9 protein-coding genes are annotated in these 12730 nt (G+C 43.6%); all 9 read right to left on the reverse strand.

Annotation, left to right across the window (positions count from 1 at the left end):
- Nucleotides 1-6 precede the first annotated feature (6 nt).
- The 9 genes from KXD93_RS10760 to KXD93_RS10800 all read right to left on the reverse strand — a co-directional run bounded on the left by KXD93_RS10760 (nucleotide 7) and on the right by KXD93_RS10800 (nucleotide 12728).
- Nucleotides 7-588, reverse strand: a complete 582-nt coding sequence (locus KXD93_RS10760; RefSeq protein WP_258137098.1) for a phage tail protein — start codon at nucleotides 586-588, stop codon at nucleotides 7-9.
- 7 nt (nucleotides 589-595) lie between these two features.
- Nucleotides 596-3469 carry a hypothetical protein gene (locus KXD93_RS10765; protein WP_258137099.1) on the reverse strand — a complete coding sequence of 958 codons (2874 nt, stop codon included), beginning with the start codon at nucleotides 3467-3469 and terminating at the stop codon, nucleotides 596-598.
- A gap of 17 nt (nucleotides 3470-3486) precedes the next feature.
- Nucleotides 3487-4221: a hypothetical protein gene (locus tag KXD93_RS10770; protein WP_258137100.1), complete on the reverse strand. Its 735-nt coding sequence runs from the start codon at nucleotides 4219-4221 to the stop codon at nucleotides 3487-3489.
- 19 nt (nucleotides 4222-4240) lie between these two features.
- On the reverse strand, nucleotides 4241-5365 hold the full coding sequence (locus tag KXD93_RS10775) for a hypothetical protein (protein WP_258137101.1): 1125 nt from the start codon (nucleotides 5363-5365) through the stop codon (nucleotides 4241-4243).
- Nucleotides 5355-5996 (reverse strand): hypothetical protein, encoded by a 642-nt coding sequence (locus KXD93_RS10780; protein ID WP_258137102.1) that lies wholly within the window; start codon nucleotides 5994-5996, stop codon nucleotides 5355-5357. The genes KXD93_RS10775 and KXD93_RS10780 overlap by 11 nt, the downstream gene beginning before the upstream one ends.
- A gap of 30 nt (nucleotides 5997-6026) precedes the next feature.
- Nucleotides 6027-6647, reverse strand: coding sequence for a hypothetical protein (locus KXD93_RS10785; protein ID WP_258137103.1), 621 nt, complete (start codon nucleotides 6645-6647; stop codon nucleotides 6027-6029).
- A 145-nt stretch (nucleotides 6648-6792) separates the two neighbouring features.
- A complete protein-coding gene (locus KXD93_RS10790; RefSeq protein ID WP_258137104.1) occupies nucleotides 6793-7416 on the reverse strand; it encodes a hypothetical protein in 624 nt (207 codons plus the stop codon).
- Nucleotides 7417-7984: 568 nt separating this feature from the next.
- Nucleotides 7985-10345, reverse strand: a complete 2361-nt coding sequence (locus KXD93_RS10795) for a glycoside hydrolase family 127 protein (RefSeq protein WP_258137105.1) — start codon at nucleotides 10343-10345, stop codon at nucleotides 7985-7987.
- Between the two features lie 406 nt (nucleotides 10346-10751).
- On the reverse strand, nucleotides 10752-12728 hold the full coding sequence (locus tag KXD93_RS10800) for an alpha-L-arabinofuranosidase family protein (RefSeq protein WP_258137106.1): 1977 nt from the start codon (nucleotides 12726-12728) through the stop codon (nucleotides 10752-10754).
- Between the last annotated feature and the right edge of the window lie 2 nt (nucleotides 12729-12730).

Below are 12730 nucleotides of genomic sequence, written 5' to 3' on the forward strand. Positions count from 1 at the left end.
GACTCCTTACAGAAAACTGTCACGCTCGTTCGGCCGTCCAGCGTAGATCAGGTAAAACACATAAACGTTTTTAGGCCGTGTTTCCTCGCCGGTAAGTTTAGTACCCCCGGTGTTGTCAGTGAACAAGCCCGTTGTAAAGGTTGACTTTGCGTTTACCAATGAATCAGCATTCGCCACGTCGCCACCCGGAGCGGGTGTGCCGGGATAGTCGGTATACCCATGCTCATGTGTTTGCACCATACATACCTGGGTTGAACCAACCCCCTTAGCAGTTCCCGTACTACCGGGCTGAACTACCCTGCTGTCATACCCGGGATCTTGCTGCGCGTTCATTGCCAATCCCCTCAAAAAATAACCCCTGTAGTCGGGCAAATTGAACATTGGGGCTGTTCCGCCGTATAGATTGTTTATTACCCTAAATAGGTGTGGGAAAATTATTGACGACAATTGTGTGCCGTCACAAACTATCCACCCTGTGTTGTTCTCCAGCGTAGGGCCGAAATTATTCATGCCGCACCAGTATGTTGTTAGGTTGATGTTACTCGCATTTGCAACAATTGTTCCGTATGGGATAAATGGCTGTATCATAGCTTGCTTATTTAAATTCGGGTAATTCGTTATTTTCCTGTAATATGGTCATGGTGGTGGGTACTACTATATTCCAGGGCTCACCAATCCGTACTTCACGGTCGTTCATTCGTTCTATTTCGTAGCAGTAATTTAAATATTGTTCGCTAACAGGCATCCCGCTTGTTGCCCCGCCGTTGTTATTGTATATCAAATTCAGGGCATATATTTCGTATCCGCGCCTTACTGCAATATTAACCTTAGCCGATTTGGCCTCCAGGAATTTATTGAACTCCGGGTCGCGGTATAGTTCCTGGTGAATGTCGTCCCAGTCAAGCCCGGTTTGCTGCTGAATACAATAGCTAAAAAAGGTGTAGGTCATCCTTTCCCATTCAAACGCCCTTTCCAGGTAATTCCAGTTGATAAACGCATTCGGGTTTTTACGCTGAATAAGTTCAGCAAGCAATTTCAAACAACCCTTTTTCAGTTCATTCCGCTCTATTTTTCGTTGCAGCGTCCAGACTTCCTTTAGGTTTTCCTGTTTAAAATAAGCTTCCCTTTGCTCTTCATAACATTCTGTTATCAATTGATACATCTGGATCTGCCACGCAGTATAAACATCCGGATCGCAGTTGCAAAGCACCTCAATGCTGATGGTATAAAAATTTGAATTACACATTACCGATACCGGGATGGTATTTCCTGCATTAGCCAGCGGCACAACATTTTTAACGCTGTTTACTATTTGTTTAGGAAACATAGCCGGAACCGCCGGAAAGGTATTTGACGATGAAGAGGAGGAAGATGAAGACGGTGCCGGCGGACTTGCAAAAAGGGATAGTTCCGCTGATGGTGATGATGATGACGACGATGATGATGATGATGATGACGATGACGATGATGATGATGAACTACTTGGATTAACAGGTGTAGCGCTACTGTCATACACAGCTTCTCCTATCATCACCATTAACGCTGTTCCGTTAAAAATATAGCTTATTGATGCCGAGCTTGCCTGGTAACCCTCCGGAACCTGTATTAAGGTTTGTGTAACCTGCGGCATATTTTGCAAAACAGCCTGAACTGTTTTTTGCGCGGCAGGCGGTAAGGGATATTCCCTGATATTATAAGTATTAATATATGTCAAATAGTTGTGCCTTGTTATTTCTGAATAGTGAAAGGCAGGCGGCAAATGCTTCGGCGGCACAGGAATATCGTACGCGCCATCGTTTAGCTTAAATGAGGCTGCCGGGTACGGTACACCAAACTCAATAACCGGCCTTATGCCATAGTTAATAAGCGAGGTTTTGTAAATTTTATTAACCCAGCGATAAATGCCGCGCAAATTGGTGTGTCCGTCGCGATTATCCACCTTACTTATGTCCTTGCTGGTGCTACGGGTAAGGGAAGTTTGCTCATACCTCGTCCTCAGTTTTTGCTTAACACTGTGCGATGCCCTACCTGTTAAATTACGCATGTATTGCAAAACATCCTCATTGCTCGTTTTTCCCGGTGCCGATGTTAAGGTCCAGCTACCTGTAAGGGCCTCGGTATTTGCAGTAGTATCAAATGTTTTGGTGATGTTAGGGTTAAAGGAAAATGTATCCGTATCGCTGGCCGCCAGCGTTCCCATTTCCTGCCCTATGTTGTAGTTTTCGTACTTATCTACAGCATCAAGGTCATCTATGGCATTATCGTTGTCACTTTTGTTAGTGATCTTTAGCTGGTGCAGCTGCTCGTCAGATCTTACCTTTAATTGGTGTGTCATTACGTTTTCAATAAACGCAATTTCACCCGGCTCATATCGCAGCAGGTGCTGCTTGATCACCATCAAGTCGCCTATACCAAGCGGCGTGATATAGCCTGTGCATTTTCCGTCAGCGGCATCGCCAATATTGTTGTTACCAAGCAATAACAAATTGTCCGGCAAAATTACGGGGCATTCCAGCAGCTTGCCTGTTTCAACTGCAGAAAGGCTGTCCTTCTCTACTAAAATACTCATTACGTTCAAAGCGCGCAGGGCTCTAACCAAATTAGCGACCAGGTAATAATAACCGGCAGAGACATATATGGCTGCCAGGTAATCCCATACTTTTTGCACGGTTGGTTTTAGATCGATGCTTAACCAGGTGTCGATATCGTGGTCCGTAACTACATTAAACTGTGCACTTAATGCCTCCAACACTATTTCATCTTTTTGCTGGATCAGCCATGTGTACAGTTCACCCAATTGCCCAACTGAAACGGGTACACTTATATTTTGGGCATATTCTACCATCAGTTGCCTGGCTGCTGTTAAACATTCCGTAGCAGCCGGACTATTTGGCGCTGAAGCGGCATGTTCCGCATTGGCAAAAAAGGCCGACTTGTCAGTGTTAGTTATAGCGGCCACTGTGTCATCAGCTTCGCCCTTCGGTGGCCTGATGGTTTTAAAATGGCACAGATCAAAATAATTTATATTTTCAATTATCACCTCCTCGTCATCGTTATCCGGGTAAGGGATTGGCGGCACAGGCGGAAACGGAGGTATGGGTGGGTAGGGAGGAAATGGCGGATATGGGGGCACAGGAATTGGGATAGGCAGCATTTCACCATTGTATTCATGCCGTATTTCATTGCCGTAATTAAACCGGGCCCAAATACCTGTTAAACCATTTTGAGTATAGCTTAATGTTATTACACCCGAAGCCGAATAAGGATGATTAATGCTATCACTTTGTAAATCGAAGCTAAGTTGCTGGTTGATTCTTTCAAATACCGGGATATCCGAAGGCCTGAATAAAAAAAGATAAACCTCTACCTCCAGCACATTGCCGCTGTTATCTTCCTTTAACCGAAATGTAAACCCCAATTTATCCACATAAATGGTATCAGAAATTGTATGTTTAAATTGTGATAACATTTCGGTTATGTGACAGCTTATTTTACAGTTATTTTCAATACATCTTTTATTACAGATGCCTCGCCAACGGTATACAGGTCCACATGTGCGGTTCCGGGCTCGTCCGAAGCATATTCCATTCTACCTCCCTTAAAGCTTAGTTCGCCGGGTCCGGTTAACACAAAATAATACCATTCATTAGCGGTAACCTGCAGCGCTGTACTTTGACCCACAGAGATTTCGTCGCCGGCCGTTGATTGTAATACTCCTTTGTAGTTATTGTCGGCATTTGGTTTCAGACTATGTTCCAGGGGGCGTTGATGGAACGTTTTATACAGTTCCCTGATAAAGCTATTGCAGGCAATGGTGGTATCAGCCACGCTATCCACACTTATCACCAGGTTGGCAAAAAGAAAGATGCCATGCTGCATTTCGTCTTCCGGGTATACATAAGCATCGTTACCAAATTCCGTCGGCCGGGCAAATTCGTCCAGCGGGCGCATATAATTCTGTAAAAACTCCTGGAATATTTTCTTAGCCTCATCATATGAAGGTGCTTCCACCACTTCTACCTTAAAAGCCTGTTGATCATCTTCGGGATTAACCCACATATAATACCCGTCAATAGCCCTACCTGCAAAATCGCCAGGTGTTTTTGTTACTAACTTCCAACCAGGAAATTCATTACCGTTCATAAAGTAATTGTGGATGAAAAACTTAGCTGCACCAGGTTCCGTTTCGGCCCATTGATGCATGTTATGTTGATTGCTCATTTTTTTTAATTGTTTGTGGTTAAATTACTGATCTTCTTTTACGCGTTGTAGCAGGTTTAGGCACACATACATCACACCCTGTGGCACCGGCTACGGTTAGGTTAGCCCGGTAATCTGTAAGCGTGTAACAGATCCCAAATTTCATATCCACGGGTAGTAATCCAACCGGCGCCCCGCTGCCCCTGTTTGTGTTTAACTCAAGGCAGGCATCGTAAACATTCGTATCTACCGTACAGGCGTCCTTCCATGCTACTTCATGGTAGCTAAATTTACCATTAAAAGGTACGGCAAAATTAGTTGTCCCGATAGCGCGTAATGTTCTCAAATCAAAGTTCTTTTCCATTCGCGACTGCCAGAGCTCGCAACCCAGGATATTAGTAAAGGACGATACAATAGTGGCGCAATCACTGCAATTCACTAGTTGACCCCGTCCAAAACCACCGTTCAATCGTTCCAAAAAGGCAGTGCATTTAAAATCGGGATATGAATAATAACTATCCCCCGTTACGGTATCATATTTAATTAAAGGATGTAAGGCTTCGCCCAGTTGGAATATCGCAGTAGTTATTGCAGCCTGTACCTCATCGGCTGTTTTGCTTCCTTTGGCCCATATGCACACCCAATCTAAAACGTCTGTCCATGGCAGCTGTGTATCTGCACTGTTATTTGCATGGCTCCATGGCGCACCCGATTGTGAAAGCAAGGTATAAACAGTAAAGTCGGTGGTTGTCCCGGCAGCATCCGTCCAGCCATTATCTCCCTCAGCCTGGTACTGCCATTGCCATTTAACGTCTAATATATCAACGCCCAGGCTGTCAAAATCAGTACCTGCTAAAGAGAATGTAATATAATCAGGGCCCATTGTTACGTCTGTTTCAACTACGTTACCCATGTGTCCTCCGCCTTGCGTCCTTATCTTGACTTCAGCGCCGGGGGTATCACAGGTAAACTTAGCCTGTACGGTAATGGTTTTTCTGCTGGTATCATGTATTGAGTAGGCCGCCTTTGCTGCCTTCCCTGTTTTTACAGGCGTCCATTCAGGAGCCGTTATAGCATTAGCAAAGTTTTTTCTTATGTTCAGTGCGCCGGTGTCTATTGTGCCCGGAGTGTGATTAAATTTAATCGCATCTATTTTAATTTCCATTGTCTGTTGATTTATTTTCTGATAGATCATTTGATTCGCCCTCGGCCTTCGGGGCAGTTTTTGGGCTAGGCTTTGGTGCTGGCGTTGGTGGCGGCTGATAGGGGAAATCCATCTCTTCGCCTTTTATGTTTATTGTGGCAGCATCTTGTTTGCCTACAAACTCAATGTTCAACTCTCCGCCATAAAGCCCTGTAAAAAAACTAAGGCTCTTGCTGCCAAAAATTGAGCTTATTGCCGCTTCAATACCGGCTGTGCTGCCGCCACTTTTGATGATTTCCTCCAGGTATTTCCGTTCATAGGCAATATTGCCACCTCTTGAGTCCGGGTAATAATCGGAGTCGGGGCCATGTTTAAGCAGGTTTTCCAACTGCCCGGTGTTATTCCAAACTGACGACCCCACAACACATACCGTTGTTATTGTTTTCCCACTAATAATGGTGGTTAATTTTGAGGTATCATACCAGAAGGAAAATGGATTCAACACTATGTGGCAACCAGCAATGGTTCCATCCGTACAGATGCAGGTAACTGTAAGGCAACTTGTTACCTTTGAGTATGCAAGCGAGTTTTGGTCACTGCTCTTTCCGTCCACCTTGTTAAAGGCGAATTCGTGTAATATTAATTTTCCCATTTCAGTAATTGATTAAGGTTAAAGGCCTGGTTATGGCAGGTAAATAAAATCGGAATAAGCTTCCTTCCTTATGGTAAAATCATATCCTGTGTTTACGTCACCTGTTAGCACCGCTGTTTCTCCGGCCTGTATTACGCTTGGAGGGATCAGGATCTCCCGCGCTACAAGAACACTGCCTTGTACCACTTCGGGCCTTACCTTGCTTATAAAAAGGTCATTTTGAACAATGAACTCCTGCGAATAGCCCGGCGATGTTGGCAGTGAGTAGTAGATCTGGTTGTTACGGATAACATTGATGTAGATAAGCCTGCCGACTTTTTTGTCCACCTCCACAATAACTTCATTTGCTATTTCGGGCGAGTCAACAGCAATTAAATTAATTTCACTGCCCGATTTAGTAACTCTGAAGGAACCCTCTCCGTCGGTAATCGGAAGTATTGCCGATTCGTACATGATATTTCCTCCTGCTGAAGTATAAGAAATGAAGATCCCGTAAGTACTGCCAATATTGAACCTTGCTTTTGACCCGATCGGGATATAGGCAGTCATCCACGCATTAACACTGATGCTCATCACATCGTCTACCTTGCGGTATAGGGCTATGCTGGTTTGCGGGTCGTCAGATTCATTGATAACGTATATGTACGACATTTTTTAAGGATTAAAAAATCGCCTGTATGGGATCTGGGTATCGGAGTAGCAGGTAAAATGATTACCTCAGTGCGCTTCGAAATATATTAATCAGGGAGGGGTAAATTCCCATACAGGCGATTTAGGTTTAAGTATTTGTTAATTATTAATTACCGCAAGGTGCAGTATACAAGCCGTTCTTCACGGTTATGGTATAACCGGTGTTAATGTCGCCGGTTACGTAGGCTGTTTGGCCGGGTTGTATAGCAACTTCAGATGTTGACAGTTCTTCGGCTACTAAAACACCACCCTTAACTACCTCAGGTTTAACCTTTGCAAGGTAAAGTGTAGGGATAATGCTAAAGTCCTGCGAATCGCCGGGAGAAGTAGTTTGCGGAGGATAAACAACATCGCCTCCAAGTGTGATGCAAACATCAACAGCCTGGGCCACCTTCTTTGCAACTGAAACCAATACCTGGTTATCAGGAAAATCGGTAGTTGATGCGCTTAACGTTATGTCGTTGCCGTCCTTTGATACCTGGTATGATCCTTCATAGTCGGTGATGCCCAAACATTGGGTCTTGTAGCTGATCCCGTCCTGCGGATAAATAACGTGTACAGCATAATTGTCAGGAATAGGCACGTAGGCTGTGGTTCCCACACTTGGCGAAGCTGTACGCCATGCTGCTACCGTTAGGTTAGGAGTTGCCGAAAACTTTTGGTAGATCGCTAAATTCAAGCTGTCGTTATCGACAGTGTTGTTGATGATATTAATTTGCGGAGTTGCCATTTTTATAGATTTTTAATGTGATAATTTTAAAGAATTTCTGAAGGCTAAAGCCATTAACAATGCGGGTCTTGTAAAACAAAGAGCGTTGTTAAAAACTGTTACACATACTAAAATTCAATACGATTTAAATTTTTTCCTACTCTGTTTCTGGCTTTTCGGTTTCGCCATTTTTATCAATGAAGCTTCGTTTGATATCTCAAAGTAAGGGAACAAATCGGCCGGATATAAGAGTATAAATACCTGTTTTTAAAACAGGTATTTATACGTATTGGAAATTTGGAGACGCACCGGCTAATTCCCCGGATTGGGGACGGCGCTGCACTGCAATTAGTTATTCCAGGTGCATAAAAGCACTATAACTTATTGAATTACAGGAATTAAATTACAAGGATCAATACTTTGCAAACACCATACCAGGCGCCGCGTCCATGGAGAGGTTGTTAAAGAAATGGGGAGAAATCATTGTGCCGGGCTTTCGGGCCATTGAACCGGCAATGCAATCCACGCTTACGCGAACGATTTCATTTGAATCCGGAGTATTTACTTATCAAGCTATAAGCCGCGTCAACTAGTCTTTTACCATCCGGCTGCCATAAATCGGGCCAACGCTGTTTTGAGGTTTTGGAATAAACTTAATAGTCACCTTTGATTTGCCTTTGGTTAATTCGATAGGAATTTCGTACGAAATATTGTAAAACTTACTTTCTTTATACTTATCCAAATTTTCGGTGGCCAATTTTATACCGTCGACATAAATGTCGAACACCCTGCCCCTGTTATCTGTTCCCCAGTAGGTATCAATAAGCGTATTGTGCCCGGATGAAGAAACGTTCATATCAAAACTCAGGAATCCACCGTTTTCTGTAGCCCGCCACTTCTTTTGGTGATCCTCACCGGTAGTTTCATTCTCGCCTTTAAGGTTATGATCCCGCTCCGGCTGCATCTCTCCTAAACGGATAATGTCGGTGGTGTGATCCTCTATTTCCTTTTCCCGCCTTTTTTCCTCTTCATACTTAATTTTCTGTACAGACCATGCTTCCGGTGTAAAAACATCCCAGTAAACGGAATAATATTCGTCTTTGGTTTCATTGAATGGGATGAGCTTAACTTCCGTTGGCTGCGAAATATTGATGCTGTTAAATTCCAGGTCGGCCTTGTTAACCATTTGCAGCCATTTATTTGGATCTTTTTCATTGGTAACAAAAACCGGGATTCCCTTTAACGGATCGGGCTCTGTTTTACCTAATACGCCGGCCAATAATACCGGGCCATAAAATATGGCCTTGCGGCTTGCATTGTCGGGCATGCCTTCGGTGTAAATATTTTCCGGCGTTGTGTATGTTATCCGGTCATTGTTCGCCCATTTGCGATTAATTGAGAAATAGCCTTCCGAGTCAACAATTACCTGTTCTGTTTTACCATTAATTTTTACGGTACAATTTTCGGCCCATTTTGGCTTGCGCAGCCGTATTGTAAAAATGCGGGGATTTGCCAGGTTAACGGTAAGGAGCGTTGCATCTTCCGAAGGCAGTTTATTTGTAAGCGTTATTTTAGCGCCCTTCTCAGTCCAGTTTAATGTTGATGGAATGAGGAGATTCACATATAAGCTGCCATCAGCTCCGCGGAAATAAATACTTTCATTATACTTTACATGATTTTCCATTCCCGACCCAACACAGCAGGTAAAAGTGGTAAATGGTGTGCTGTATTCCTTTTTGCCACCCATCCGCAACGGCACGAAATAACACATCATTCCGTCTTCATGATTTTGCGACGCAAGAATATGATTGTATAAAGCCTTTTCATAAAAGTCCATCAATGATGCAGACGGAGTCACAGAAAACAAATGCCTTGTTAGCTTCAGCATATTGTAGGTGTTGCAGGTTTCGGTAGTATTTTCCGTAAGCCTGTCGTTTAACTTACCTGGTTCACTCAAATACTCATAATTACTATTTCCGCCCGTAGCATAGGAATGATCCTTTGTAATGATATTCCAAAAATTTACAGAGATATTTTTATCGTTTAAGTCGCCGGTTAGCTCATATCTTCTTGCGCTGGCAATTATTTTAGGAATTTGCGTATTGGAATGTTTTCCTGCTAAAATATCCTCACCCCGGGCGATGGGATCTAATATCCGTTTATCATAAAACTTGAGAGACGTGCGCAAATAGGATTCGTTCCCTGTTATTGCATATAAGTTTGCCATTGTTTCGGCCATCCCGCCATATTCGCAAAGCAGCATTTTCTGCAATTGATCATCGTTAAGATTCTTAATCGTCTCGCCTGTCCAGTCGCCCATACCTTCGCAAACCTTGAGCGCCTTTTTGTTACCGGTGTATAAATATGCGTCCAACAGGCCGGCCATAATTTTATGTACCGTATACCATGGCGACCATCCACCGTTCAAATCAAAACCTCCTGAACGAATGGTACCATTTTTTACTTCTGTCCAAATGGTATCTTCTTTTGGTATTGCGCCAATATAACCGGTTTTACGGGCTGCCTGGCAAGTACTTAATTCATCTACAATGTAATTCACCCTTTTCAAAAACTCAGGGCTGCGGGAAGACGCATATTCCATAGAAATTGCTGACAAATAATGCCCTAAGGTATGACCCGCCAGCCCGGAGGATTCCCACCCCTCGTACAATGCGCCTTTTGGCTTTAAGCCGGAATGGGACCGAAAGCCGGACAATAAACGGTCCGGTTCAATTGATAAAAGATAGGCGGAGTCTTTTTCCATCGCCTTTTTGAATGGGCCATCTAACAACCGCACGTCCTTTAAATCAAATGAATATGCCTTTATCGCGACTTTTGGCTTGATGGCAATCCTGTTATCATTCAGTTCCGGAACATATGATTGTCCAGCTATTTTATGATTATTCAGTATTACTATACCACAAACCAGGAAGAAAACGTGTCTTTTCATTTTAAATTGATAGGATATTTGCAGGACATAAAATTAGGATTGCCCGGCAATTAAAATTGCTGAAAATTGGCTATTAGTACCCGGATTATACCTACTATGCAACGATTGATCGCGGCCAGGAAAAACAAAGGGACAACCCTAGTTGCAAAAGGTGCAATTCAATTATCGTTTAAATACGATATTTCCGGTTATGCTTCGTGCTAAATTTGGCTAAAGCCGACTTTCGTTTTGTTCTCTAATCCGTCGGTTAAAACCGACGGCAATAAAACAAAAACTAACTATTTCATTGCCGTCCCTTTTAAGGGACGGAATATAAGTAATCTAACAAGGGCTTTAGCCAAAAAACCAGGGCGCTACAATTTGAGATGCACCCTTTGCAACTATCTTTTTCATCGGCCCTCAGTTGTTAGATTAGCTTAACCTTAATAATATTAAGTGAATAACGTTTTACCGCGATAGTTATCTTATTACCCATTGTTTTAAGCGTTTGTTCCTTAGGGGAAATAGCAGCAGGTTTTTCAAATGAATTTACCGCATCCAAATTATCGTTTTGCAATGTTATAACGGTTGCTGTAGATTTTAGATGCTTGCGGCCGCTAACAGTAAAACTTATCTTGCGGCCCTCGCCCAATGTGTTTACAAACTTAATGATCAGTTCATTTGATCTTTTATCAATCACCGCAGTTGCATAAGCGCCATCCTGCCCCGCTACATTTGCATTATTTAAGCTTAGAGGTACAACGTCGGTTCCCTTATTTAGAGAATATAATTTTTGCACATAATAATTGGGAGTACCGTATGAACCAAGGTTGTTAAACCAGATCAGGTCTGGTGTCCATTGCCAGCCTTCCACATGTGCAAATAGCGGCGCGTACGATGCCATGCTTACAACATCGGCATTACGCTCCAGGCCGGTCATAAAAGCCGCTTCAGACATTGCACATTGCCAGCTATTTCTATCGGGACTGGCAGCTGCCGTGTTATGAGCTGCATATTCACCGGCAAATATTTTGGGGCCCTTTCTGTCGTAATTATCGTAACGCTTTGCGTTATCTAAAAACCACCGTGGTGAACGATAATAGTGTTCATCAAGTATATCGGCATGCAATCCCCTGAATGTACTATTCAAAAAATCAAACTTTGGTCCGTCCGGATCCGGGCCCACGCTTGATACCAGTTTCATATAGGGGTATTTATCTTTTATGGCCTTTACAAAAATTTTCCAGCGGGGTATGTATTCATCTCCCCATTGTTCGTTACCAACCCCCATCATCTTCAGGTTAAATGGCGCAGGATGGCCCAGACTGGCGCGCAATTTACCCCAGGTGGTATTTGTCGATCCATTGGCAAATTCTATCAGGTCGAGCGCGTCCTGTACATAAGGATCCAGCTGATCCAATGGCACGGTTTGCGCCGTGTTAAACTGGCAGGCCATACCGCAATTTAATATGGGCAAAGGCTCGGCGCCAATGTCTTCGGCCAATTGAAAATACTCCAGGAAGCCAAGTCCGAAACTCTGGTAATAATCGGGGGTCGACCGACTTTTAAACTCGGTGTTCCAACGATTTATAATCAATTCACGCTTATCGATATCACCAATAGTCTTCTTCCATTGGTAACGATTCAACAAATCACGCCCCTCTACAATGCAGCCGCCGGGGAAGCGTATAAAACCAGGCTTCATATCGGCCAGCTTTTGTACCATATCTGCACGCAAGCCGTTTGCCCGGTTTTTCCAGGTATGTTCCGGGAAAAGCGAAACCATATCCAGGTCTATCGACCCGATGTATTGCGCCCACACATTTAAGCGCGCTTTATTGGCCGTACCGTGGGATTGAAGGCTAGCCTGGTATTTTTTCCAATTGGGTGCATCCGGGCTTAACGTTGTTTTTCCCAAAACCTCCCCCATCTCATTTACCAGTTCAATATGCAGTTTCACTTTGCTGCCGACATGTTGCCTCGCCAGTACCGAAAAGTTATAATTTTCACCGTTCTTAATCCCCATTCCCCTAAATCCCTCGTTCGACAAACCGTAATACCCATTGTCCGAGTTAACACTTAACGTAATAAAATGTGGATTTTCAGGACGTTCAGCGGCCCTGTCTATTACCTGTACTTCGCCGCTTCCATTATCCTTTTTAATTTCCGTCCACCCCATAAGGCTCGTACCGAATTCAAACGACCGGTTCTTCACCAATTCCGCATATAAACCACCGTCGGCTGCCATATTGATGTCCTCGAAAAATATCCCGTACATCGTGGGCTGAATATGGGCCTTTACATTATTGAGATCAATAACATAAGTACCCGATTCTTTATTTTGCTGGGCATTGGCCAAAAGGCTGGTGCCCGCAATACAAACTGCTAAAAAATACTTTTTCATCT

Source organism: Mucilaginibacter phenanthrenivorans, from assembly GCF_024721155.1.
Classification (GTDB): Bacteria; Bacteroidota; Bacteroidia; order Sphingobacteriales; family Sphingobacteriaceae; genus Mucilaginibacter; species Mucilaginibacter phenanthrenivorans.